This window comes from Variovorax xiamenensis, from assembly GCF_050916385.1.
Taxonomy (GTDB): Bacteria; Pseudomonadota; Gammaproteobacteria; order Burkholderiales; family Burkholderiaceae_C; genus Variovorax.
The window spans coordinates 99,113-120,727 of the sequence record NZ_CP139038.1; the positions used below are offsets into that span (position 1 = coordinate 99,113).

Here is a 21,615-nt window from a genome sequence, read left to right on the forward strand (position 1 = left end):
GGCCGCTTGCTGTGCGCAAGTCGCTATCAAATCAGTAGCAAATGACAGCTCCTCGCATCCTGCTGCTGCCCGGTTGGCAGAACAGCGGCCCCGGCCATTGGCAGACCCGATGGGAATCCGTCCATGGCGACCATCGAGTCGAGCAGCACGAATGGATGCGCCCGCTGCGCGGCGATTGGTCCGCGCGGCTCGAGGAAGAAGTGCTGGCCTCGCCCGGCCCGGTGGTCTTCGCGGCGCACAGCCTCGGCTGCATCCTCGTCGCCGCCTGGGCCGCGCATTCGCGCAACACGCACAAGGTGCGCGGCGCGCTGCTGGTCGCGCCCGGCGATGTGGAAAGCGACAGCCTGCGCCAGTCGATCCCGGGTTGGGCGCCCATCGTGCGCAAGCCGCTGCCTTTCCCGGCGGTGCTGATCGCCGCCAGTGACGACCCCTACTGCGAAGCCTCGCGCTCGCGGCAGCTTGCCGCCGACTGGGGTGCGCGCTTCATCGATGCCGGCGCGGGCGGCCACCTGAACGCCGAATCAGGCCTGGGCGACTGGCCCGAAGGCCGCAAACTCCTGAACGAAATCTCGAAAGAAAAGAACTGATGGCGACCAAGAAACCCAAGGGACTGGGACGCGGCCTCGAAGCGCTGCTGGGCCCGACGGCCGCGCCTTCCGCCGACAACAGCGGCGGCGGTGCCGGCGCCGCGGATGCGGAGGAGGGCGGCGCGCAACGGAACCCGAGCACGTTGATGCTCGACCAGATGGTCGCCGGCGTCTATCAGCCGCGCACGCGCATGGACGAGGGCGCGCTCTACGAGCTGGCCGAGAGCATCAAGGTGCAGGGCATCATGCAGCCGATCCTGGTGCGGCGGCTCGATCCCGAGTCGGCCGCAGCCAAGAACGCCGAATACGAAATCATCGCGGGCGAACGGCGCTTCCGCGCCGCGAAGCTCGCCGGCCTCGACAGCGTCCCGGTGCTGGTGCGCGACGTGCCGAACGAGGCCGCGGCGGCGATGTCCCTCATCGAGAACATCCAGCGCGAGGATCTCAATCCGCTCGAAGAGGCCCAAGGCCTGCAACGCCTGGTGACCGAGTTTGGGCTCACTCACGAGCAGGCGGCCCAGGCAGTGGGCCGCTCGCGCAGCGCAGCCAGCAACCTGTTGCGCCTGCTGAACCTGGCCGAGCCCGCGCAGCAGATGCTGATGGCCGGCGACATCGACATGGGCCATGCTCGCGCGCTGTTGTCGCTGGACCGCGGCACGCAGATCACGGCCGCCAACCAGATCGCGGCCAAGAAGATGTCGGTGCGCGAGGCCGAGTCGCTGGTGAAGAAGCTCGCGGCCGAGTTCACGCTCACGCCTTCGCGCCGCAGCAATGACGGCGAGAAGTCGCGCGATCTGCTGCGTGTGGAAGAAGAACTGGCCGACCTGCTCACGGCCGAGGTCGAGGTGCGCATCAAGAAGCGCAGCAAGCGCGGCGGCCGCATCGAGGAAAGCGGCGAACTCGCGATCCACTTCGGCTCCATCGAGGCGCTCAACGGATTGATCGAACGCATCCGCCGAACGGCCTAGTGTTGTGAACCCGGGGGCGGGCGTTCGTTTGATTGATTCCTGCAATCCTTTGCGCGTATCCTCGACCGCTGGTTTTTCCAACCTCAGATCTCTGAACAAACAGAGGGAGTCATCCATGAAGCTCACCAGGTTCCCGCTCGCGGCCATCGCCGCCGGCGCACTTCTTCTAACCGGTTGCGCCGCGACCGACATGCAAATGGGCAGCCAGTCGGCCAAGACCATGGCCACCGGCAGCGCGGCAGGCGGCGCCACCGACAACGCGAGCAGCCAGCTCGAGCGCTGCGAATCGCCGCTCGGCACCGTCTCCCTGATCGAGAACCAGAACGCGGGCTGGTACACCATCCTCACCGGCGAATACCGCCTGCCCCCCACGGCCAACCTGCTGCGCCTGCTGGTGCAACAGTCGAACTGCTTCATCGTGGTCGAACGCGGCGCTGCCGGCATGAACGCCATGACGCGCGAACGTGCGCTGATGCAATCCGGCGAAATGCGCGGCGGCAGCAATTTCGGCCGTGGCCAGATGGTCGCTTCCGACTACGGCCTGTCGCCCGAGATCGTGTTCAGCAACAGCGATGCAGGTGGTGTCGGCGGCGCGCTCGGCGGCCTGGTGGGCGGCGGCCGCGGCCGTGCCCTCGCAGCCATCGGCGGCAGCATGCAGACCAAGGAAGCCAGCGCGATGCTGACCCTCATCGACAACCGCTCGGGCGTGCAGGTCGCGGCTTCCGAAGGCAGCGCCTCCAAGACCGACTTCGGCGCCTTCGGTGCACTGGCCGGCCGCAGCGCGGGCGGCGGCCTCGGCGGCTACACCAACACGGCCCAGGGCAAGGTGATTGCCGCTGCCTTCATGGACGCGTTCAACCAGATGGTCCGTTCGCTGCGCAACTACAAGGCGCAGACGGTGCGCGGCCAGGGCCTCGGCGGCGGTGGCCGCCTGGGCGTGGATGGCGGCGCGGCGCCGTCGCAGACCTACGTGCCGGCAGAGAAGGCACCGGCACGCCGTCGCAGCAACTGATCGCACGGCAACCTTCAGTCGAACAAACAAAAAGCCCGGCGGCTCGCAAGAGCCCCGGGCTTTTTCGTTGGTGCCTGAGCGCGAAATCAGAGGCTGAAGATCTTCCCCGGATTCATGATGTTCTTCGGGTCGAGCGCCCGCTTGATCGTGCGCATCATGTCGATGGCGCCCACGCCCGCTTCATTCACCAGGAACTCCATCTTGTGCAGCCCCACGCCGTGCTCGCCGGTGCAGGTGCCTTCCAGTGCCAGCGCACGGCTCACCAGCGCGTGGTTCAGCTCCTCGGCCTTCACGCGCTCCTCGGGGATGTTCGGGTCGAGCAGGTAGCCGAAGTGGAAGTTGCCGTCGCCCACGTGGCCGACGAGGAAGTAGGGGATGCCGCTCGCATCGGCCTCGGCCACCGAGTCGAGCAGGCAGTCGGCCAGGCGCGAGATCGGCACGCAGGTGTCGGTCGAGATCACGCGGCAGCCCGGGCGCGACTGCACCGCCGCGAAGTAGCTGTTGTGCCGCGCGGTCCACAGGCGCGTGCGTTCTTCCGGCGTGCTGGCCCATTCGAAGGCATTGCCGCCATGGCCGCTCGCGAGTTCCTGCACCGTCTCGGCCTGCTCCTTCACGCCGGCGGGCGAGCCGTGGAATTCCATCAGCAACATCGGCTCTTCGCGCAGGTTCAGCTTGGCGTAGGCATTCACCATGCGCACCGTGTTCACGTCGATCAGCTCCACGCGCGCGATCGGCACGCCGAGCTGGATGGTCTCGATGGTCGTGCACACCGCGGCCTCGATGCTCGGGAACGAGCAGATCGCCGCGGACACCGCCTCGGGCAGCGGGTAGATGCGCAGCGTGATCTCGGTGACCACGCCCAGCGTGCCTTCGCTGCCCACCATGAGGCGCGTGAGGTCATAGCCGGCCGACGACTTCTTCGCGCGCGTGCCGGTGCGGATGACTTCGCCCGCGGCCGTCACCACCTCGAGCGCCAGCACGTTCTCGCGCATCGTCCCGTAGCGCACCGCGTTCGTGCCGCTCGCGCGCGTGGCAGTCATGCCGCCGATGGAGGCGTCGGCGCCCGGGTCAATGGGGAAGAACAGGCCCGTGCTCTTGATCTCTTCGTTGAGCTGCTTGCGCGTGACGCCGGGCTGCACCGTCACCGTGAGGTCGTCGGCATTGATCGACAGCACCTTGTTCATGCGCGACACGTCGATGCTGATGCCGCCCTGCACCGCCAGCAGGTGGCCTTCGAGCGAGGAGCCCACGCCGAAGGGAATGACCGGCACGCTGTGCTCGCTCGCGAGCTTCACCGCGTCTGCAACATCCTGCGTGCTCTCGGCGAACACCACGGCGGAGGGGGGCGGCGCGTCGAAGGAGGATTCGTCGCGCCCGTGCTGCGTGCGCACCGCCATCGCCGTGGAACAGTTGGCGCCGAAGCGTGCCTTCAGCGCCTCGATCAGGCTGTCGGGCACATCGCGCAGATGAAGCTCCGGCATCAGGTGCGAGGTTTGGGTCGGGGCGTTCATCGGCTTGTCTCCTGGCGGTGGGGTGATCGGCCATTCTACGGAGCGAGCACCATAATGCGCTTCGTAAAAACATGAACCCCACCACACTCAGCGCCCTTGCGGCTTTCCCCTCGCAGCTGGAGGCCCACTACGCGGCCATTCCCTTCGCCTTCAGGCACTGGGCGCCGCCCTCGTGGGATGGCGTGCCCAGCGAGGCCTTCACCGCCATCGAGCAGCTCTGCCATGTGCGCGACATCGAGATCGAGGGCTACCATGTGCGCTTCCGCCGCACGCTGGCCGAAAGCCATCCGACGCTCGCCTCCATCGACAGCGAGCCGCTGGCCATCGAGCGCAACTACGGCGCGGCCGATGCGGCGCAGGTGCTGGCCGACTTCCGCATGGCGCGCGCGCAGACGATGGAGATCATCTCCAGCCTGAGCGACGCGCAGCTCGCGCGCACGGCCGTGTTCGAGGGCTACGGTCCGCTCACCATGCGCAGCCTCATCCACTACCTGTGCAGCCACGACCAGCAGCACCTCGCGGGCCTGCAGTGGCTGGCCGGCAAGATCGACGCATCGACCGTCGCGCAATAAACAGGACCAGCAGGAGCGCCCATGGGCAACCGACTTTCCCAGATCGCCACCCGCACGGGCGACGACGGCACCACCGGTCTCGGCGACAACACGCGCGTGTCGAAAGACAACCTGCGCGTGCACGCGATGGGCGACGTGGACGAGCTCAACTCGCACATCGGCGTGCTGCTGTGCGAGCCCATGCCGGAGCCCGTTCGCGAGCTGCTGGTCGATGTGCAGCACCAGCTCTTCAACCTCGGCGGCGAGCTGTCGATGCCGGGTTTCACGCTGCTGAAGGCCGAGGCCCTGCTGCAACTGGACAACGCGCTCGCCGAGCACAACGCCGCATTGCCGCGCCTGGCCGAGTTCATCCTGCCCGCCGGCACGCGCGCGGCCTCGCTCGCGCACGTGTGCCGCACCGTGGCACGCAGGGCGGAACGCGCCGTGGTGGCGCTGGGAGCCGCCGAGCAACTCAACGACGCGCTGCGGCAATACCTCAACCGGCTCAGCGACCTGCTCTTCGTGCTCGCGCGCGTGCTCAACAGAATGAACGGCGGCGACGACGTCTACTGGAAGAGCGAGCGCATGGCGCGCGCGGCCGCTGCAGATACCAAGGAAACACCATGAACCCCTCGATGAACACCATCCTTCGCACGGCACTCGCCATGACGGCTGCCGCGGCCCTGTGGCTGCCGGCCGGCGCGGCACAGGCCCAGAGCGCCGACAACCCGCCGCAGGCGCAACGTGCCCACACCATCAAGTCGCCCTCGCGCGGCGGCAAGGTCGTGGGCAGCGTGCAGCGCGGCACGAATGCCGCAGGCCGAGGCGTCAATCGCGCGGATGCTGCAACGCGACGCGGCATCAACAACGTGTCGGAAAAGGCCAGCAGGCCGGTGCGCAACGTGGGCGAGGCCTTCGGGCGCAAGCTCTCACCGGGGTCCAGCGGGCGGGCTGCGCCGCCGTCGGTGGGTCCGCAGGGCAGTGCGCCCTGATCATCATCAATCCAGGAACACCGTGGAACCGGCTTCGCCGGGCCACCGGTGTTGCCCCCGGAAGGGGGTTGGCGAAGCGACACGAAGTGCGCGAAGCCTGGGGGAGAACCTGATATGGCACGAAACATCGAGATCAAGGCCCGCATCGACAGCGTGGAACGCGTCGCGGCCATCGCCGCGACACTGGCCGACAAGGGCCCCATCGAGATTGCGCAGGACGATACCTTCTTCCGCTGCAGCGACACCGCAGACCGCCTCAAGCTGCGCACCTTCGCGCCCGACCGCGCGGAGCTGATCTTCTACCGCCGCGCGAACAGCGCCGGCCCGAAGGAATCGTTCTACCTGATCACGCCCTGCAGCACGCCCGACGTGTTGCGTGACTCGCTCACGCTCGCATGGGGCCAGGCGGGGCGCGTGCGCAAGCAGCGGAGGCTGTTCCTCGTGGGCCGCACACGCGTGCACCTCGACCGCGTCGAAGGCCTCGGCGAGTTCCTCGAACTCGAAGTGGTGCTGGAGGAGGGCGAGTCGGCCGAGGCAGGCGTCGCCGAGGCGCACGCCCTCATGGCTCAATTGGGCGTGGGCACCGACCAGCTCCTGCAGGGCGCCTACGTCGACCTGATCAACGCCAGCCAGCAGACCTGAACTGCTCCGCCAGGAGCTGCGCGATCTTCTCGTAGCCTCGTGCATTGGCATGGATGCGGTCGGATCGCAGCGACGAGTCCGACAGCACGCTCGAATACACATTGGCCACCAGCAGCGCCTGCTGCGCCTTCGCCACCTCCTCGTAGAACGGCGCATCGCTGAGCGAGCCCACCACCGCGCGCATCGCGTCGGGCGAGGGCGTCGCCAGCACTGCCACGTAGGGCGTGTGCGCACGCGCCTGCGTGATCAGCTCCACAAGGTTGTCGCGCGTGGCCGTGGCCGACACGCCGCGCAGCATGTCGTTGCCGCCGATGCCGATCAGGATCGCGTCGTAGCTCGCCCCGCCCAGCAGCCCCGGCAGGCGCTGCAGCGCGCCCGCCGATGTATCGCCGTTGACGCCGGCGTTCTCGACCTGCCACCCCGTGAGTTCGCCCAGCTTCACCGGCCATGAGGCCTCGGGCGACGCGCCATAGCCGAAGGTCAGGCTGTCGCCGATGGCCAGCACGTGGGCACCGGGCTTCAGCGCAGCGGCCGATGACTTGCGCTTGCCGCAGGCCGCCAGCAGGGTCGCCGCGGGTACGCCCGCCAGCAGATGGAGGAGGTGTCGTCTCTTCATGTGGCGCGCAGCTTAATCGCAGCCCGAAGCCGCGCGGGCGCTTTCCCCTTTGCTCGGAAAGCGCATAAGCCTCCCCGTTTTTGTTAGTTCCCCGGCGATGGAGGCGGGCGAAGAATCGCCAGCAGGCCCTGGCTGCCTGCCTGTTTCTTCGTTCCGTTCACTCATCCCGGGATCCGACACCATGCCGACGCTCACCCGCCACCGCTTCCTGCGTCATGTGGCCGCACTCTCCGTGGCCCTGCTGGCCGCACCGTTCTCCGCCCTGGCCGCGCCAGCCACCGGCGAGCCCGTGTGGTTCGGCGTGAGCGGGCCGGTCACCGGCCAGAATGCCCAGTACGGCGCGCAGTGGAAGGCCGGCTTCGATCTCGCGCTGGAGCACATCAACGCGCAGGGCGGCATCCACGGCCGTCCGCTGGCCTACAACTTCGAGGACAGCCAGAGCGATCCGCGACAGTCGGTGGCCATCGCGCAGAAGCTGGTGAACGACAAGCGCGTGCTCATCGAGTTGGGCGACTTCTCCAGCCCGGCCTCGATGGCGGCCTCGCCCATCTACCAGCGCGCGGGCCTGGTGCAGCTGGGCTTCACCAACTCGCACCCCGACTTCACCAAGGGCGGCGACTACATCTGGAGCCCCTCCATCAGCCAGGCCGACGCCCAGCCGCTGCTGGCCGAGCTCGCGGTGAAGACGCTGGGCTTCAAGCGCATCGCAGTGCTGTACCTCAACACCGACTGGGGCCGAACCAGCAAGGACGTGCTCGTGAAGGCCGCGCAGGAGCGCGGCGCGCAGGTCGCCATCGCCGAGGGCTACCAGCCCGACGAGAAAGACTTCCGCTCGACGCTGGTGCGCGTGCGCGACGCCAACCCCGACGGGCTGGTGCTCATCTCCTACTACCCCGACGGCGCGCTCATCGCGGGCCAGGTGCGCAGCGTGGGCTTGAAGCAGCCCATCGCCGCCGTGGGCTCGGTGTATTCGCCCAAGTTCATCGAGCTGGGTGGCGCGTCAGTGAACGGCATCTACACCAACACCGCCTTCTATCCTGACGAGCCGCGTGCCGAGGTGCGCGACTTCGTGAAGAGCTTCCGCGCCAAGTACGACAAGGAGCCCGACGCCTTCAACGCCTACGCCTACGACGCCGTGGTGTACGCGGCCGCCGCGCTGCGCCAGGCCGGCCCGAACGCCGACCGCAAGGCCGTGCGCGACGCGTTCTACAAGATCAAGGACGTGCCCAGCGTGATCTTCGGCAAGGCGAACTTCGACGCGCAGACGCGCCGCGTGGTCGGCGTGAAGAGCGTCAACCTCGTCGTGAAGGACGGCAAGTGGGCGCAGCTCGACGAGAAGGCGGCCGTGGCAGCGGCCAGGTAGTCGGTCGATGAGCTTCACGTCCTTCTTCGACTACACCGTCAACGGCCTGATCATCGGCAACATCTATGCGTTGCTGGCGGTCGGCCTCGCATTGATCTTCGGCGTCTCGCACCTCATCAACTTCGCGCACGGCTCGGTGTACACGGTGGGCGCGTACATCGGCTGGGCGTCGATCACCTGGCAGCACACGCCGCTGCCCGTCACCATCGCGCTGGTGGTGCTGGGCTCGGGCGCGCTGGGCATGCTGATCGAGCGCGTGGGCCTGCGGCCGCTGCAGGGCTCGGCGCGCATCGCGCCGCTGCTGGCCACCATCGGCATCAGCTTCGTGCTCGACATCCTCGTGCAGCTGGTGTTCAGCCCCGACCCGCGCTCGCTGCCCACGCAGCTGCCCGACTGGCGCCTGCAGATCGGCACCGGCACCATCGGCGCGCTCGACATCCTCATCGCGGGCATAGGCCTCGCGAGCGCGGCCGTGCTTTTCGGCTTCCTGCGTTTCACGAAACTCGGCTGGGCGGTGCGCGCCACGGCACAAGACCGCGACGCGGCGCAGCAGATGGGCGTGGACGTCGACCGTGTGAACCAGATCGTGTTCGCCATCGCCGCCGCGCTGGGCGGCCTCTCGGGCCTGCTGGTGGGCATGTACTACAACAACATCAGCCCGGCGATGAGCTTCCAGGCCACGCTCAAGGGCGTGGTGGCCACCGTGGTCGGCGGCGTGGGCAGCGTGCCGGGCGCCATCGCGGGCAGCCTTCTGCTGGGGCTGATCGAGAGCTATGGCGTGGCGATCCTCGGCACGCCGTACCGCAACCTCTTCGCGTTCGCGCTGCTGCTGGTCATCCTGGTGTGGAAGCCCAACGGGCTGTTCGGACGCAAGCGCGCATTGCCGCCCGAGCCGCTCACGGGCACCTTCATCGCGCCCAGCAAGCCGTGGCATGTACCGCGCGGGCTGTTGCTCGCGCTGTTCGTGGCGGCGGTGGCGCTGCCGCTCTTCGACCCGTCTCCATACCTGCTGCAGACGCTCACCAACGCATGGCTCTACGGCGCGCTCGCGCTGAGCCTCACGCTGGTGGCCGGCACCGTCGGGCAGATCTCGCTGGGCCACGCAGGGCTGCTGGCCATCGGCGCGTACGCGTCGTCGCTGCTGGTGCTCGACCTGCGCCTGCCGGTGGGCACGGGCATCGTGCTCGCGGGCATCCTCACTTCGCTGATCGGCACGGCGCTGATCTTCCCGGCCTTCAGGCTGCGCGGCCACTACGTGTCGATCGCCACGCTGGGCATCGGCGAGATCGTGGCGCTCACCATCCTCAACTGGGAAAGCCTCACGCACGGGCCCATCGGCGTGTCGGGCATTCCGCCGTTGTCGCTGTTCGGGCGCGATGCCTCGTCGAACGAGGCGCTCTACTGGGCCTCCTTCGGCGCGATGGTGCTTCTTGCGTTGCTGCAGTGGCGCCTGCTGCGATCGCACCTGGGCCGCACCTTCCGCGCTGTGCGCGAGGACGAGGTGGCCGCGCGCGCCTACGGCGTGAGCCCCGACCGCTACAAGGCGCTGGCCTTCGGCTTCGGCGGCTTCGCGGCGGGCGTGAGCGGCGCCTTCACCGCGCACATGTACTCGTACATCAACCACGAGACCTTCGGCTCGCAGATCTCGATCCTCGCGCTCACGATGGTGATCCTCGGCGGGCTCGGGAACATCAGCGGCGCGCTGCTGGGCGCGGTCGCGCTCGTGAGCCTGCCGGAACTGTTCCGCGTGACGGCCGAGTACCGGATGCTGATCTACGGCGTCGCGCTTCTCCTGCTGATCCGTTTCCGCCCGCAGGGTTTGCTGGGCACTGTCTGAAAGAAAGCACCACCATGAGCCACCTCAACGACTACCTCGCCGAGAAACGCGCAGCCGTGCTGGCGCGCAATGCCGCCGTCGAAGCAGGCACCGCGCAGCCCGTACAGCTCAAGGCCAGCGTGAAGGCCGAGGGCCGCAGCGGCGTGCGCCGGCTGCGCATCCGCGAGCACCAGGTCATCAGCGACAGCCCGCCGGACTTCGCCGGCTACAACCTCGGGCCGAGCTCGCCCGAGCTGCAGCTGGGCGTGCTGGGTACCTGCGTCACGCACATCTTCCTGATCCAGGCGGCCGAACGGCAGGTGCCGCTCGAAAGCCTCGAGGTGGAGGTGACGGGCATCATCGACCCGCGCGGCGGCAAGCCGGGCCACGAGAAGACGCCCATCTGGCCGCACGAGATCGGCTACACGGTGCACATCGACTCGCCCGCGAGCCGCGAGGAGATCGACGCGCTGTTCGAGGCGGTGGAGCGCAACTGCCCCATCCTCAACCTGCTGCGCAATCCGCAGACGATCCGCGCCGAGGTCAAGCTCGTCGATTCCAAGGCCGAGGCTGCCAACGCATCGCGGAAAGAGGACGATGCCATCGCTGCTTGAGATACGCGGCCTCACACGCCGTTTCGGCGGGCTCACTGCCGTCAACGCCGTCGACCTGCATCTGGGCGAAGGCGAGCTGCTGAGCGTGATCGGACCGAACGGCGCGGGCAAGACCACGCTCTTCAATCTCGTCACCGGCCTCGACAGGCCCGACGAGGGGCAGGTGCTGTTCGACGGACAGGACATCACCGGCCTGCCTGCGCAGCAACTCGCACAGCGCGGACTGGCGCGCACCTTCCAGCACGGACGCGTGTTCGCGAATCTCTCGGTGCTCGACAACGTGCTGGTCGGCGCGCACACGCGGCTGCGCGCCGTGAAACCGCGCGTGGGCGGTGTGCCTGGGCTGGGCGCCATCGCCGAACTGGCCCTTGCGCTGGTGCAGCCCGGCGCCGTGCGCCGCGAGGAAGAGGCGCTGCGCGAAGAGGCTCGCGAGATCATCGCGCTCTTCGGCCAGCGCCTCGCGCCGCGCATCGACCACCCGGCCTACAGCCTCTCGTACGCCAACCGCCGCCGCGTGGAGATCGCACGCGCGCTCGCGCTGAAGCCGCGCCTGCTGCTGCTGGACGAGCCCACCGCCGGCATGAACGAGAGCGAGACGGCCGAGATGCTGGAGATCATCCGCGGCCTGAAGGCGCGCGGGCAGACCATCCTGCTGATCGAGCACAAGCTCGACCTGGTGATGCAGCTGTCGGACCGCGTGGCCGTGCTCGACGACGGCCGCAAGATCGCGGAAGGGCTGCCGGACGACGTGCGCAACGACCCGGCGGTGATCGAGGCCTACCTCGGCCATCGCCACGTGGGTTCGGCGGATGTGCCGCGCGAAGAGAAAGCGGCGGTGCCAGCATGATCGCCACTGTTGCCCGCTCGGGCCTTGCGCCGTCGCCGCTATGGGGTGAGGGCCGCGACGAGGATCTGCCCGAACGCAGTGCCGCGCCCGTTGCCGCCGGGGCGCAGCAACCGCTGCTCCAGCTCAGCAAGATCAACAGCTTCTACGGCCCCGTGCAGGCGCACTTCGATCTCGACATCGAAGTGCGCAGCGGCCAGATCGTCAGCCTGCTCGGCGGCAACGCCAGCGGCAAGTCGACCACGATGAAGATCGTGCTCGGGCTGCTCAAGCCGCGCTCGGGCGAGGTGCTCTTCAACGGCGAATCGACGCTCGGGCTGAGCACGCCGCAGATCGTGCGCAAGGGCATCGGCTCGGTGCCCGAGGCGCGCCGCCTGTTCCCTGCGATGACGGTGCGCGAGAACCTGCTGATGGGCGCCTATGCGTGCAGCGATCGCAAGGCCGTGGCCGAAGACCTGGAGCGCATGCTGGAGCTGTTCCCGCGCGTGGCCGAGCGCATCGAGTTCCAGGCCGGCACGCTCTCGGGCGGCGAGCAGCAGATGGTGGCGATGGCGCGCGCGCTCATGGGCCGGCCGCAGCTCATCTGCATGGACGAGCCGACCATGGGCCTGTCGCCGCTGTACGTCGACAAGGTGCTGGAGCTCATCGCGCGCATCAACGCGCAGGGCGTGTCGGTGTTCATGGTCGAGCAGAACGCGAGCCTCGCGCTGCAGATCGCGCACCACGGCTACGTGCTGCAGACGGGGCGCATCGTGCTCTCGGGCCCGGCGCGCGAGCTGCTGGCCGATGCGCGCATCCGCGACGCCTACCTCGGCGGCGACGGCGCGGCGCGCACCGCCTCCTGAGCCGAAGAGATCAGCAGCAAACATCCACGGGAGAACACACGAATGCCTTTGAAGCTCGACCACATCGTGATCGCGGTGCACGACCTCGAACGCACCATCGCCGACTACGGCGCGCTCGGTTTCCACGTGCTGCGCGGCGGCGACCATCCGGGGCGCGCCACGCACAACGCGCTGGTGGTGTTCGCCGACGGCAGCTACCTGGAGCTGATCGCGTGGCGCGAGCCTTCGCCCACCGAATGCTGGTGGCAGCTCCTGCAGAAGCACGGCGAAGGCATCGTCGACTTCGCGCTGCTGCCGCGCGACACCGCCACCACCGTGGCCGATGCGAAGGCCCGAGGCCTCGCTCTCGAAGGCCCGCTCGACGGCGGCCGTGTGCGGCCCGACGGCGAGCGCCTGCGCTGGCAGACGGCGCGTCCGTCGTCGGCCGACCTGCCTTTTCTTTGCGGCGACCTCACGCCGCGCGCGCTGCGCGTGCCCGAAGGCGACGTGCGCGTGCATGCCAATGGCGTGCTGGGCGTGGCGAGCCTGGCCGTTGCGGTGCGCGATCTCGATGCGACGCTGGCGCGCTATCGCGCCTTGCTGGGAAGCAGCGTGTCCGACGATGCCGACACCCATATCGGCGAGCCTGTCGTGCTGCCCGGCAGCAACGTGCGCCTGGCCGTCATTGCGTTGGGGCAAAGCGTGCTGGTGCTTTCCTCGCCGCGAGAGAACGGCAGCGGCAGCGCATCGGACGAAGGGGAAGGCGGTGGCGACAGCCTCGGGCAGCGTCTCGCTGCGCGCGGGGAGGGCCCCTATGCGCTCGTGCTTCACACCGACAGGCCGCAATCCACGGGCACTTTCGACCTTGCGAAGGCGCACGGCGCATTGATCGAACTCGACCTGCCGCCGCTGGACCGCCACGCGAAGCACGGCAGCGCCTCGCGCGGCTACCAGGTCAACAGCGCGGTCGGCGGCTGAGCCTTCGTTCGCTCGTTCATTCAGGCTGCGCGCATGCGCAGCTGGAACACATTGCCCTCGGGGTCGTGCCCGTCGCAATGGCGGTAACCGTTGAATTCCCATTCGGCACCGGCCGGCTTCAGCGTGCCGCCGGCTTCGGTCGCGAGTTGGCGGGCCGCTGCAATGTCAGCCACCGGGAAGATGAACTTCAGTGCCGTGTTCTCCCGCGGCACAGGCGGCTGCGCGATCTGCACCCGGGCGGCGATGTCCGGGTTCATCGCGACGATGAAAAGCTGCAGTGACGCCGACTCCAGGCTCGCGTAGCCGGCTTCCGCGTGCATGATCGCGAGGCCCGCGACACCCGCATAGAACGCGCTCAGGCGCGATACGTCCTTGGCGTAGATCACGGCGGCTGCCGGTGCGGTGTGTTCAGGCATGTGTTCCTCTCGATGGCTTCTTCTTCACTGTTCGACTACCTCGCTTCGATTCTGCCAGCGGCCCTGCTCGCACTGGCCTTGCTGCTGGCCATTCCACGTGCGCTGGGAGGTGTCCGGCTCGCGGTCCACATCCTGTTCTTCATCTTCGCGCGCGACGCGATGAGCCCAGCGGGTTTCTGGCAACTGAACGCGGGCTCCATGCGACTGACTGCGCCGGCGTCCGTGCTGCTTGCACTGGCGGGCATGTCGGCCGCCTTGTTCGCGGGTGTCGCATGGCTCGAGCGCGTGGCGTGGTGGCGGGGAGGGCCGGGAAGGCGGCCGGCGGTTTCCGTGCTCTGGGGCTTGCTGGGCGCCATCGTCGTCACCGCGCTGGCTGCAACGCTGAAGACGGTCCTGGATCTGCCCTCGCTCGCGCGGCCCGATGCGGCGCTGCTCGTGCCGATCCTCGTCTTCGCGCTGCTGGGCAATGCCTATGAAGAGTTGCTGTTCCGCGGCATGCTGCAGCGGTGCCTGATGCAGCAGATGGCGCCGCTGCGCTCGGCGGTGGTGGCCGCCGTGCTGTTCAGCCTGTGCCATGCATGGCTGGCATTGGTTGTTACGCGCGTGGGGCTGCCGGTGCTGGTCTTCACGCTGATCGAGGGGCTGGTCGCGAGCCTCGTGTACTGGCGCGCAGGCCTGCTGGCGGCCACGCTGGCGCACGGCCTGGCCATTGCCGCGCTCGCGGCTGGTCTCTACTGACGCTGCTGATTCAGTGCCCGCCGAGATGCGCCTTGCGCAGCCCGGCCTGCATCTTCTTCTGCAGAGCGGCTCCGCCTTTTTCCAGCGCTTCGGCGGGAGCGCCGCTCTCTTCGGTCACGGGCCGGTACTTGCGGCCCCAGATGCCGATCTGCGCCACCACCGGCAGCAGGTCGATGCCCATCGGCGTGAGGCTGTAGATGGCCTTCTGCTTGTGGGTCGGGTCGTCGGACTTTGAGAGAACGCCGTACTCGACCAGCTTGCCGAGACGCTCGGTGAGGATGTTCGAGGAGATGCCTTCCTCGGACTGCAGGAACTCGCGGAAGTGGCGCTTGCCCGCGAACATCATGTCGCGAACGATCAGCAGGCTCCACCGGTCGCCGAAGACTTCGAGCGCGAGATTGATCGGACATGCCGACTTTTCGCTGGAGGCCATGCTCTTTCCGATCTCTTTGAAAAACTGCTTGCATTTTTGCATCAGTTGCCGAACACTTCAACTGCTTGCATTTGGCAAGCAGTAACCGAAGGAGAACCGGCATGAGAAAGCTAATCCTGCAAATGCAGATGTCGGTCGACGGCTATGTGTCGCCCGCCAATGGCAGCCTCGACTGGCAGCTCTGGGGCTGGGGCGATCGCTGGGCCTGGGACGACGCGCTGAAGCGCGACTTCAACGCCGTCTTCGAAGGCATCGACACCATCCTGCTGAGCCGGCTCATCGTGGAAGAGGGCTACCTCGACCACTGGGGCCGCGCGGCGAAGAACTTTCCCGCGAACCGGCACTACGCCTTCGCGCAGAAGATCGTCGACGCGCGCAAGGTCGTGCTCACCGGCAAGCTCGCCTCCTCGCGCTGGGAGCGCACCGTCATCGCGCGCGGCGACATGGCCGAGGAGGTGAACGCGCTCAAGCGCGAGCCGGGCAAGGACATCATCACCATCGGGGGCGTGGGCTTCGCGTCGGCGCTGGTTGCGGCGGGGCTGGTCGACGAGTTCCAGTTCTTCGTGAACCCCACGGCCGTGGGCGCGGGGCGCTCGGTGTTCCACGACCAGCGCAAGGGCCACAAGCTGCGGCTGCTGCGCTCCACGGCCTACGAGAGCGGGATGGTGGTCAACCGCTACGTGCCGTGCTGATGCAGGACAAGGCGCCACGCGGATACCAGCGCTTACCTGATTTCACCTGACCGCGACCTGAAGCGGTCGAATCGGACACATGCGCGGCACACAATGGACTCGTCATCAACGCATGAAGGAGTTCCGGATGAACACCAACTCGAAGATCATGGCCGTGGGAGCCGCGGCGCTCGCGATGTGCCTGGCCGCTGGAAGCGCCTTTGCACAAGACCGTCGCTTCGACAACAACGGCCGCCCCGGCGATGGCCGCTACGAGCAGCGCGACCGCAATTTCGACCGCCGTGGTCCGCACGGTGACCACTACCGCGGCAACCAGGACTTCCGCGACGGCCGCCAGTTCGACCGCCGGGGCTTCCCGCAACCGCATGCCGATTGGCGTCGTGGCGGCCGCGTGCCGCCGGAGTACCGCGGCCGCAACTACGTGGTGCAGGACTGGCGCGCCTACAGGCTCCAGCAGCCGCCCCGCGGCTATCAGTGGGTGGGCGTGGGCGGCGACTTCGTGCTCGCGGCCATCGCCACCGGCGTGATCGCGAACATCATCGCCGGCCAGTAAGCAAGGGCTCGCACAGCGACGAAACCGCCACGGGTAACCGCGGCGGTTTTTTCTTTGGAGCGAACGCCAGAGCCGGTCTTCAGACCAGCGCCGTGGGCACCGACTGGGCGCAGACGTTGCGCCCCGTGATGGTCAGGCGAAGACCACCACCGTGCCACTCGAGCCAGTTGAGGCTCACATACGCGTCGATGTCGGCGTCGTCGATGCGGTCGGCCTGGCGGCTCTGCAGCAGTTCGACCGTGGCGGGCAGGGTCCGTCTCAACCGTTCGCGCCGCTCCGCTGCATCGGCTGCCTTCTGGGAAGCCCTTGTTTGCTGTTGCGTTTGCTGCTGCGAGGTCGACGATGCCATTGCTGATCCATTTCCAGGAAGCCAGGGAATTAACCCGAATGTACGCCGCCTGTGTGAAGCTTCATTCTTCTTTTTTAACCATTCTGTCGTCCGTAGTACACACCCCTCTGCAGCTTCTGGACAAAGCCTAGATTTCGTAGTGGGAGGCCTTCTCTTGGTCTCCCAGAGCCTTTTCGACGATTGCGCGGGTCAGCGTGGGCGCGAACGACTCGATGAAGGCATAGACGTACTTGCGCAGGTAGGTGCCGCGCCGCACCGCCAGCTTGGTGAGGTTGATGCCGAACAGCCGCCCCGCGTCGAGCGCACGCAGCTGCGTGTCGCGCTCGGCCTCGTAGGCCACGCCGGCCACGATGCCGATGCCCAGGCCCAGTTGGACGTAGGTCTTGATCACGTCCGCATCCATCGCGGCCAGCACGATGTTGGGCTGCAGTCCGCGCTGCTCGAAGGCCTCGTCGATGCGCGAGCGGCCGGTGAAGCCGGTGTCGTAGGTGATGAGCGGATAGCGCGTGAGCGCCTCCAGCGTGAGCGGCGCGTCCAGCAGCGGGTGCCCCGGCGGCACGATCACCGAATGCGTCCACCGGTAGCAGGGCAGGGCGACCAGCTGCGGATAGTCGCCCAGCGCCTCGGTGGCGATGCCCACGTCGGCCTCGCCGTCGAGCAGCATCTGCGCGATCTGCTTGGGCGAGCCCTGGTGCAGGTGCAGCTTCACGTTCGGGAACTGCGCGCGGAATTCCTGCACCGCCACCGGCATCGCATAGCGCGCCTGCGAGTGCGTGGCAGCCACCGAGAGCAGGCCGCTTTGCTGCGCGACGAACTCCTGGCCCGCGTGCTTGAGGTTGCTGCTCTCCATCAGCATGCGCTCGATGATCGGCAGGACGTGCCCACCGGGCTCGGTAAGGCCCGTGAGCCGCTTGCCGGCGCGCACGAAGAGTTCGATGCCGAGCTCCTCCTCGAGCTCGCGGATCTGCCGGCTCACGCCGGGCTGGGAGGTGTGGAGTGTGTGGGCGACTTCGGTCAGGTTGAAGCCGCAACGAACGGCCTCGCGTACCGAGCGCAGTTGTTGGAAGTTCATCTGGCGCGGAAGAGTCATCGAAGCCCCGGCTGGGGCCGATCGGCGATTCTCGGCAGAAGCGCTTATTCGGGGAACGATGCGTTTGTTGGTTTCACATGAGCAAAACATCTTTAAGGCGCTCCAGTCGTGGCTTTTCGCCGGGCGCTTGTGATTTCGCACGATTGTGCTAAAGTCCGCCGCATGGACGCCAAGACCCAGAAAAGCGAACTCACCCGCGCCGCCATCGTCGGCGCGGCAATGAATCTCGCGCTGGCCGAAGGCCTGGAGGCGATCACGTTGCAGGCCGTGGCGAGCAAGCTGGGCCTGTCCAAGAGCGGCGTGTTCTCGCGCGTGGGTTCGCGCGAGGCGCTGCAGAAGGCCGTCATCGAGGAGTACGGCCGCGGCTTCCTGGCCGACGTGTTCGTGCCCGCCATGCAGAAGCCCAAGGGCCTGGCCCGGCTCAACGACATCGTGGCGCGCTGGATCGCCCGCACGCGCGACGTCGAGATGCACACGGGCTGCCTCTACATGGCCGGCGCCTTCGAATTCGACGACCGCGAGGGCGAACTGCGCGAGGTGCTGTTCGGCGAAATCACCCGCTGGCGTGCCGCGCTGCGCCGCACGGTGCTGCAGGCCATCGAGACGGGCGAACTCAAGGCCGACACCGACCCCGCCCAACTCGTTAGCGAGCTCAACGGCGTGACCATGACCCAGCTGCACGACGCGCGCTTCCTGCGCGACCCGCAGGCCGCCGACCGCGCCACACAGACCTGGCAGCGGCTTCTCTCCAGCTACCTCGCCTGAACGGCCTTTCACGAAGCAGGCGGATTTCCCGTGTTTCCATTCACCACAGAGATTTGCCAGAATTTCGCACAGTCGTGCGATAAACAGGAGAAGCACCATGCTGATCATTGCCCTCTTTCTCGCCGTCTACGCGGCCATCGTCGGTGTCAGGAGCCTTCGCGACACCCTGAGCAGCCTGCCCCGCAGCAACGGGGACTGGGTCTGGTACTGAAGCCCGAAAGGAACGCCGATCCATGACGAGCACTTCCTCCCCGGCCGCGGGCCACGCCGCGCAATCGAACTACTACCGGCCCAGCCGCACGATGCGCGCGCTGCGCTTCGGCCTCACGACCTCGCAGCGCTTCTGGCCCGCGCTGGGCGTGCGCGCCGCCTACCGCGTCTTCGGCACGCCGCTGCCGCCGAAGTGGCTCTATCGCGGCCAGGGGCCGGGCGCCGAATGGCGGCGCGAGAACTGGTCCTTCGAGGACGCGAGCGTGGGCATCTACCACCTTGCGGCGCAGGACTCGGGCGCCGAATCCGCACCCGTGGTGCTGCTGGTGCACGGTTGGGGCGGGCACGCGGGCCAGATGCTGCCGCTCGCGCAGGCCCTGTCGGCCGAGGGCCTGAGGCCGGTGCTGCTCGAGCTGCCGGCCCATGGCCGAAGCGCCGGCACGATGAGCAACTCGCCGCAGTTCGCACGCGCCATTGCCTATGTCGCGGCCAGGCTCGCTGCGGACGGCCATGCGCTGCGCGCAGCCGTCGCGCATTCGCTGGGCGCCAACGGGCTGGCCCTGGCCGCCGCTCGCGGGCTTCCGGCCGAGCGCCTCGTGCTGCTCGCGCCGCCAGCCTCGCCGCGCGAGTACACGCGCTACTTCGCGCACACCTTCGGGCTCAGCGAAGCCACGCGCCTCGCGATGCAGCGGCTCTTCGAATCGCGCGAAGGCGTGCTGATGCCGCAGCTCGAGCCTGCGGCCGTGGGACCGCGCATCGCGCAGCCCACGCTGATCGTGCATGACCGCGACGACCGCGTGAACCGCTTCGCCGACGCGGAGGCGTATCGCGACGCCATCGGTGGCGCGCAGCTCGTCGCCACGCAGGGATGGGGACATCGCCGCATCCTCAAGGAGGCTGAGGTGCTGGCGCAGGTCGCGCGTTTCGTGGCGCAGCCCTGAGCGGGGCTCACCAGGTGGGGTGGACGGGAGTGAACACCGGCTTGAACAGGTGCCGCCGGACGATCTCTCCGTACCCCCGGTAGTAGAAATTGCCGTTCGCCTCCAGCACCGCCGCGCGGTGCCTGCGGAAGTACACCGGGATCTCGTACCACGGCATGGTCGGCGCGCGATGGTGCACGTGGTGCAGGTTGTTGAAGAGGTACAGCAGCCCGAACACCAGGTTCGATTCCACGATGGCCACGCGCTCGTGCGGCGTGTCGGCCCACCGGTGCTCGGTGAAGGTGCGCAGCGAGCCCAGCATCATCCCGGGATAGACGAAGTACAGCAGGTACTCGCCGAAGCCCATGCCGCAGACCTCGACGACGTAGTACAGCACCGGCGCCACGCTCAGCGCATGCCAGAACCATGTCGGCAGGCGAGAGAAGTTGCTGGCGAGCACCTGGGCGGTTTCGAAGCGCACCAGCTTCCACAGCCGCAGGAAGGGTCCCAGCACCACGCGGAACGCGATCGTCTGGTTGGCCATGTAGATCCATCGCCACACGGGCCCGTAGCTCTTCCACGCAGGCGCGGAGTGGTACGCGCTCTCGTTGTCGCGCTCCGGATGCGTGAGGTGGAAGTTGACGTGGTGCGAACTGTGGCCGCGGTTGTAGAAGGGGTACGGCAGCCAGAGGTTCAGCGGCGGCCACACCACCGCATGGCGCAGCCACTTCGGCAGATGGCGCATCGCGTGGATGCTCTCGTGCTGCAGCGAGAAATGCAGCTGCGCGAGAAAGCCCCCGGCGATGAACAAGGCCCAGCCCGGAAGCACCGCGTGCCACCACACCAGCGCGCCCCATGCGGCATAGAGCAGGGCGGCCAGCAGCAGCGTGGGCACTTCGTAGTGCCACCACCAGTGGCGGCGGGCTGAGGCTTTCTGGGGAAGGGATGCGGCAGTCGAAGTCATGGCGATGAACGGGACTGCGATGCTAGGTAGCAAGCGGCTGCCTGCATGCGCGCTTTTCGCATAAGCATGGGCGCGAAACTTAGTTCCGCCCGGCGCGGGGTGCGGCCTACGCTTCGCGGCTTTGCTGCACTCCTGCCGGCCTCGCCTTCATGGCGGCCGCGTGCCGGCCTTTGCGTTGCCTCCCATGAAGAAACTCCTCACCCGCCTCGCGCTGGCGTTGCTCGCCGCGCTTTCCGTCGATGTCCAGATCCACGCGGCCACGGTCGACGACTACCCGAGCAGGACGGTCCGCCTGGTCGTGCCTTACCCGGCCGGCGGCATCGCCGACAAGATCGCCCGCGAGGTTGCCGAACAGCTCCAGCAGCGGCTGAGGCAGGCGGTGGTGGTCGAGAACCGCAGCGGCGCGGCCGGCAACATCGGCTTCGAGTACGTCGCGCGCCAGCCGGCCGACGGCCACACGCTGCTGCTCGCGCCGGCCTCCAACCTCACGGTGCAGCCCGCGCTCTTCAAGCAGCTGAGCTACGACCTCTCGCGCGACTTCACGCCCGTGTCGCTGCTGGTGCAGACGCCGCAGGTGCTGTTGGTGAATCCCAAGCTGCCGGTGGCCACGCCGCGCGAACTGATCGACTATTCGAAGAAGAACCCCGGCAAGGTCAACTACGGCATCAGCGTGGGCGCCTATTCGCACCTCGCGGGCGAGCTGCTGAAGACGCAGACCGGCGCCGACTTCACCGCCATTCCCTACCAGGGCAGCGCCCCGGCCATCAACGACCTGCTCGCGGGGCAGACGCAGTTCATCTTCAACGAAGTGGTCACGGCCATTCCCTTCGTGAAGGCCGGCACGCTCAAGCCGCTGGCGGTGGCCTATCGCACGCGCGCGCCCTGGCTGCCCGACGTGCCCACCACCGCCGAGGCCGGCCTGCCGGGCTTCGAGGTCACCTCCTGGTACGGCGTGGTGGTGCGCAGCGGCACGCCCGCGCCGCTGGTGCAGCGCCTGTCGCGCGAGCTGCGCGACATCGTGCAGGCGGCCGAATTCAGGAAGCGCTACGACGACATCGGGGCCTTCACCGTGGGCAACACGCCCGAGGAGTTCGGCCGCTTCATCCAGTCCGAGACGGTGAAATGGACGGCGGTTGTGAAACAGGCCGGCATCCAGCCAAACTGACG

26 protein-coding genes are annotated in these 21,615 nt (G+C 67.9%); 19 read left to right on the forward strand and 7 right to left on the reverse strand.

Features of this window, described 5'->3' with window-relative positions; translation table 11 throughout:
* Nucleotides 1-41: 41 nt before the first annotated feature.
* The 3 genes from SFB74_RS00345 (at nt 42) to SFB74_RS00355 (ending at nt 2,567) form a co-directional block, all read left to right on the forward strand.
* Nucleotides 42-587: an RBBP9/YdeN family alpha/beta hydrolase gene (locus SFB74_RS00345; protein WP_432728691.1), complete on the forward strand. Its 546-nt coding sequence runs from the start codon at nt 42-44 to the stop codon at nt 585-587.
* Nucleotides 587-1,555 carry a ParB/RepB/Spo0J family partition protein gene (locus tag SFB74_RS00350; RefSeq protein WP_432728692.1) on the forward strand — a complete coding sequence of 323 codons (969 nt, stop codon included), beginning with the start codon at nt 587-589 and terminating at the stop codon, nt 1,553-1,555. The genes SFB74_RS00345 and SFB74_RS00350 overlap by 1 nt, the downstream gene beginning before the upstream one ends.
* Before the next feature lie 115 nt (nt 1,556-1,670).
* Nucleotides 1,671-2,567 (forward strand): CsgG/HfaB family protein, encoded by an 897-nt coding sequence (locus tag SFB74_RS00355; protein WP_432728693.1) that lies wholly within the window; start codon nt 1,671-1,673, stop codon nt 2,565-2,567.
* An 86-nt stretch (nt 2,568-2,653) separates the two neighbouring features.
* Here SFB74_RS00355 and SFB74_RS00360 read toward each other — a convergent pair whose 3' ends face one another.
* A complete protein-coding gene (locus SFB74_RS00360) occupies nt 2,654-4,078 on the reverse strand; it encodes an FAD-binding oxidoreductase (protein ID WP_432728694.1) in 1,425 nt (474 codons plus the stop codon).
* A 71-nt stretch (nt 4,079-4,149) separates the two neighbouring features.
* Between SFB74_RS00360 and SFB74_RS00365 the strand changes: the two genes are divergently transcribed.
* The 4 genes from SFB74_RS00365 to SFB74_RS00380 all read left to right on the forward strand — a co-directional run bounded on the left by SFB74_RS00365 (nt 4,150) and on the right by SFB74_RS00380 (nt 6,263).
* Nucleotides 4,150-4,650 carry a DinB family protein gene (locus SFB74_RS00365; protein WP_432728695.1) on the forward strand — a complete coding sequence of 167 codons (501 nt, stop codon included), beginning with the start codon at nt 4,150-4,152 and terminating at the stop codon, nt 4,648-4,650.
* Between the two features lie 21 nt (nt 4,651-4,671).
* On the forward strand, nt 4,672-5,256 hold the full coding sequence (locus SFB74_RS00370; protein ID WP_432728696.1) for a cob(I)yrinic acid a,c-diamide adenosyltransferase: 585 nt from the start codon (nt 4,672-4,674) through the stop codon (nt 5,254-5,256).
* The gene (locus tag SFB74_RS00375) at nt 5,253-5,621 is read left to right on the forward strand and encodes a hypothetical protein (protein ID WP_432728697.1); all 369 of its coding nucleotides are present in this window, start codon (nt 5,253-5,255) and stop codon (nt 5,619-5,621) included. Before SFB74_RS00370 ends, SFB74_RS00375 begins: the two co-directional genes overlap by 4 nt.
* Nucleotides 5,622-5,735: 114 nt before the next feature.
* On the forward strand, nt 5,736-6,263 hold the full coding sequence (locus SFB74_RS00380; protein ID WP_432728698.1) for a class IV adenylate cyclase: 528 nt from the start codon (nt 5,736-5,738) through the stop codon (nt 6,261-6,263).
* On the opposite strand, the gene SFB74_RS00385 is transcribed toward SFB74_RS00380, so the two are convergent.
* The gene (locus tag SFB74_RS00385; protein ID WP_432728699.1) at nt 6,241-6,879 is read right to left on the reverse strand and encodes a GDSL-type esterase/lipase family protein; all 639 of its coding nucleotides are present in this window, start codon (nt 6,877-6,879) and stop codon (nt 6,241-6,243) included. The two genes, SFB74_RS00380 and SFB74_RS00385, sit on opposite strands and share 23 nt — an antisense overlap.
* A 181-nt stretch (nt 6,880-7,060) precedes the next feature.
* Here SFB74_RS00385 and SFB74_RS00390 point away from each other — a divergent pair, with 181 nt between their 5' ends.
* From SFB74_RS00390 to SFB74_RS00415, 6 genes are read left to right on the forward strand one after another with little or no spacing between them, the layout of a single operon-like run.
* Nucleotides 7,061-8,242: an ABC transporter substrate-binding protein gene (locus SFB74_RS00390; protein WP_432728700.1), complete on the forward strand. Its 1,182-nt coding sequence runs from the start codon at nt 7,061-7,063 to the stop codon at nt 8,240-8,242.
* Between the two features lie 7 nt (nt 8,243-8,249).
* On the forward strand, nt 8,250-10,079 hold the full coding sequence (locus SFB74_RS00395; RefSeq protein WP_432728701.1) for an ABC transporter permease: 1,830 nt from the start codon (nt 8,250-8,252) through the stop codon (nt 10,077-10,079).
* Between the two features lie 14 nt (nt 10,080-10,093).
* On the forward strand, nt 10,094-10,672 hold the full coding sequence (locus SFB74_RS00400) for an OsmC family protein (RefSeq protein ID WP_432728702.1): 579 nt from the start codon (nt 10,094-10,096) through the stop codon (nt 10,670-10,672).
* The gene (locus tag SFB74_RS00405; RefSeq protein ID WP_432728703.1) at nt 10,656-11,519 is read left to right on the forward strand and encodes an ABC transporter ATP-binding protein; all 864 of its coding nucleotides are present in this window, start codon (nt 10,656-10,658) and stop codon (nt 11,517-11,519) included. The genes SFB74_RS00400 and SFB74_RS00405 overlap by 17 nt, the downstream gene beginning before the upstream one ends.
* On the forward strand, nt 11,516-12,361 hold the full coding sequence (locus SFB74_RS00410; protein ID WP_432728704.1) for an ABC transporter ATP-binding protein: 846 nt from the start codon (nt 11,516-11,518) through the stop codon (nt 12,359-12,361). Before SFB74_RS00405 ends, SFB74_RS00410 begins: the two co-directional genes overlap by 4 nt.
* A 42-nt stretch (nt 12,362-12,403) precedes the next feature.
* Entirely contained in the window at nt 12,404-13,318 is a 915-nt protein-coding gene (locus SFB74_RS00415; protein WP_432728705.1) for a VOC family protein, read from the forward strand.
* Between the two features lie 20 nt (nt 13,319-13,338).
* Here SFB74_RS00415 and SFB74_RS00420 read toward each other — a convergent pair whose 3' ends face one another.
* Nucleotides 13,339-13,734 carry a VOC family protein gene (locus SFB74_RS00420; protein ID WP_432728706.1) on the reverse strand — a complete coding sequence of 132 codons (396 nt, stop codon included), beginning with the start codon at nt 13,732-13,734 and terminating at the stop codon, nt 13,339-13,341.
* Between the two features lie 12 nt (nt 13,735-13,746).
* Between SFB74_RS00420 and SFB74_RS00425 the strand changes: the two genes are divergently transcribed.
* Nucleotides 13,747-14,472: a CPBP family glutamic-type intramembrane protease gene (locus tag SFB74_RS00425; protein ID WP_432728707.1), complete on the forward strand. Its 726-nt coding sequence runs from the start codon at nt 13,747-13,749 to the stop codon at nt 14,470-14,472.
* A 10-nt stretch (nt 14,473-14,482) separates the two neighbouring features.
* Here the strand turns inward: SFB74_RS00425 and SFB74_RS00430 are convergent, their stop codons facing one another.
* The gene (locus SFB74_RS00430) at nt 14,483-14,905 is read right to left on the reverse strand and encodes a winged helix-turn-helix transcriptional regulator (RefSeq protein WP_432728708.1); all 423 of its coding nucleotides are present in this window, start codon (nt 14,903-14,905) and stop codon (nt 14,483-14,485) included.
* A 101-nt stretch (nt 14,906-15,006) separates the two neighbouring features.
* Here SFB74_RS00430 and SFB74_RS00435 point away from each other — a divergent pair, with 101 nt between their 5' ends.
* Nucleotides 15,007-15,597, forward strand: coding sequence for a dihydrofolate reductase family protein (locus tag SFB74_RS00435; RefSeq protein ID WP_432728709.1), 591 nt, complete (start codon nt 15,007-15,009; stop codon nt 15,595-15,597).
* 127 nt (nt 15,598-15,724) lie between these two features.
* Nucleotides 15,725-16,150: an RcnB family protein gene (locus tag SFB74_RS00440; RefSeq protein WP_432728710.1), complete on the forward strand. Its 426-nt coding sequence runs from the start codon at nt 15,725-15,727 to the stop codon at nt 16,148-16,150.
* Nucleotides 16,151-16,229: 79 nt separating this feature from the next.
* Here the strand turns inward: SFB74_RS00440 and SFB74_RS00445 are convergent, their stop codons facing one another.
* Both SFB74_RS00445 and SFB74_RS00450 read right to left on the reverse strand, forming a co-directional pair.
* The gene (locus SFB74_RS00445; protein WP_432728711.1) at nt 16,230-16,412 is read right to left on the reverse strand and encodes a hypothetical protein; all 183 of its coding nucleotides are present in this window, start codon (nt 16,410-16,412) and stop codon (nt 16,230-16,232) included.
* A 214-nt stretch (nt 16,413-16,626) separates the two neighbouring features.
* A complete protein-coding gene (locus tag SFB74_RS00450; RefSeq protein ID WP_432728712.1) occupies nt 16,627-17,571 on the reverse strand; it encodes a CysB family HTH-type transcriptional regulator in 945 nt (314 codons plus the stop codon).
* 180 nt (nt 17,572-17,751) lie between these two features.
* Between SFB74_RS00450 and SFB74_RS00455 the strand changes: the two genes are divergently transcribed.
* Complete coding sequence (locus SFB74_RS00455; RefSeq protein WP_432728713.1) at nt 17,752-18,354, forward strand: TetR/AcrR family transcriptional regulator; 603 nt, start codon at nt 17,752-17,754, stop codon at nt 18,352-18,354.
* A gap of 233 nt (nt 18,355-18,587) precedes the next feature.
* Nucleotides 18,588-19,505, forward strand: coding sequence for an alpha/beta fold hydrolase (locus SFB74_RS00460; protein ID WP_432728714.1), 918 nt, complete (start codon nt 18,588-18,590; stop codon nt 19,503-19,505).
* 7 nt (nt 19,506-19,512) lie between these two features.
* Here the strand turns inward: SFB74_RS00460 and SFB74_RS00465 are convergent, their stop codons facing one another.
* Complete coding sequence (locus tag SFB74_RS00465; RefSeq protein WP_432728715.1) at nt 19,513-20,448, reverse strand: fatty acid desaturase; 936 nt, start codon at nt 20,446-20,448, stop codon at nt 19,513-19,515.
* A gap of 184 nt (nt 20,449-20,632) precedes the next feature.
* Here SFB74_RS00465 and SFB74_RS00470 point away from each other — a divergent pair, with 184 nt between their 5' ends.
* Nucleotides 20,633-21,613 (forward strand): Bug family tripartite tricarboxylate transporter substrate binding protein, encoded by a 981-nt coding sequence (locus tag SFB74_RS00470; RefSeq protein ID WP_432728716.1) that lies wholly within the window; start codon nt 20,633-20,635, stop codon nt 21,611-21,613.
* Nucleotides 21,614-21,615: the final 2 nt, after the last annotated feature.

Excerpts from the sequence above, each read along its gene's own strand:
- SFB74_RS00415 (WP_432728705.1), top strand. The coding sequence starts at position 12,404 with ATGCCTTTGAAGCTCGACCACATCGTGATCGCGGTGCACGACCTCGAA.
- SFB74_RS00355 (WP_432728693.1), top strand. The coding sequence starts at position 1,671 with ATGAAGCTCACCAGGTTCCCGCTCGCGGCCATCGCCGCCGGCGCACTT.
- SFB74_RS00470 (WP_432728716.1), top strand. The coding sequence starts at position 20,633 with ATGAAGAAACTCCTCACCCGCCTCGCGCTGGCGTTGCTCGCCGCGCTT.
- SFB74_RS00435 (WP_432728709.1), top strand. The coding sequence starts at position 15,007 with ATGAGAAAGCTAATCCTGCAAATGCAGATGTCGGTCGACGGCTATGTG.
- SFB74_RS00430 (WP_432728708.1), bottom strand. The coding sequence starts at position 14,905 with ATGGCCTCCAGCGAAAAGTCGGCATGTCCGATCAATCTCGCGCTCGAA.
- SFB74_RS00440 (WP_432728710.1), top strand. The coding sequence starts at position 15,725 with ATGAACACCAACTCGAAGATCATGGCCGTGGGAGCCGCGGCGCTCGCG.
- SFB74_RS00465 (WP_432728715.1), bottom strand. The coding sequence starts at position 20,448 with ATGACTTCGACTGCCGCATCCCTTCCCCAGAAAGCCTCAGCCCGCCGC.
- SFB74_RS00380 (WP_432728698.1), top strand. The coding sequence starts at position 5,736 with ATGGCACGAAACATCGAGATCAAGGCCCGCATCGACAGCGTGGAACGC.
- SFB74_RS00360 (WP_432728694.1), bottom strand. The coding sequence starts at position 4,078 with ATGAACGCCCCGACCCAAACCTCGCACCTGATGCCGGAGCTTCATCTG.
- SFB74_RS00370 (WP_432728696.1), top strand. The coding sequence starts at position 4,672 with ATGGGCAACCGACTTTCCCAGATCGCCACCCGCACGGGCGACGACGGC.
- SFB74_RS00450 (WP_432728712.1), bottom strand. The coding sequence starts at position 17,571 with ATGAACTTCCAACAACTGCGCTCGGTACGCGAGGCCGTTCGTTGCGGC.
- SFB74_RS00345 (WP_432728691.1), top strand. The coding sequence starts at position 42 with ATGACAGCTCCTCGCATCCTGCTGCTGCCCGGTTGGCAGAACAGCGGC.
- SFB74_RS00410 (WP_432728704.1), top strand. The coding sequence starts at position 11,516 with ATGATCGCCACTGTTGCCCGCTCGGGCCTTGCGCCGTCGCCGCTATGG.
- SFB74_RS00425 (WP_432728707.1), top strand. The coding sequence starts at position 13,747 with ATGGCTTCTTCTTCACTGTTCGACTACCTCGCTTCGATTCTGCCAGCG.
- SFB74_RS00455 (WP_432728713.1), top strand. The coding sequence starts at position 17,752 with ATGGACGCCAAGACCCAGAAAAGCGAACTCACCCGCGCCGCCATCGTC.
- SFB74_RS00350 (WP_432728692.1), top strand. The coding sequence starts at position 587 with ATGGCGACCAAGAAACCCAAGGGACTGGGACGCGGCCTCGAAGCGCTG.
- SFB74_RS00405 (WP_432728703.1), top strand. The coding sequence starts at position 10,656 with ATGCCATCGCTGCTTGAGATACGCGGCCTCACACGCCGTTTCGGCGGG.
- SFB74_RS00400 (WP_432728702.1), top strand. The coding sequence starts at position 10,094 with ATGAGCCACCTCAACGACTACCTCGCCGAGAAACGCGCAGCCGTGCTG.
- SFB74_RS00375 (WP_432728697.1), top strand. The coding sequence starts at position 5,253 with ATGAACCCCTCGATGAACACCATCCTTCGCACGGCACTCGCCATGACG.
- SFB74_RS00395 (WP_432728701.1), top strand. The coding sequence starts at position 8,250 with ATGAGCTTCACGTCCTTCTTCGACTACACCGTCAACGGCCTGATCATC.
- SFB74_RS00390 (WP_432728700.1), top strand. The coding sequence starts at position 7,061 with ATGCCGACGCTCACCCGCCACCGCTTCCTGCGTCATGTGGCCGCACTC.
- SFB74_RS00460 (WP_432728714.1), top strand. The coding sequence starts at position 18,588 with ATGACGAGCACTTCCTCCCCGGCCGCGGGCCACGCCGCGCAATCGAAC.
- SFB74_RS00420 (WP_432728706.1), bottom strand. The coding sequence starts at position 13,734 with ATGCCTGAACACACCGCACCGGCAGCCGCCGTGATCTACGCCAAGGAC.
- SFB74_RS00365 (WP_432728695.1), top strand. The coding sequence starts at position 4,150 with ATGAACCCCACCACACTCAGCGCCCTTGCGGCTTTCCCCTCGCAGCTG.
- SFB74_RS00385 (WP_432728699.1), bottom strand. The coding sequence starts at position 6,879 with ATGAAGAGACGACACCTCCTCCATCTGCTGGCGGGCGTACCCGCGGCG.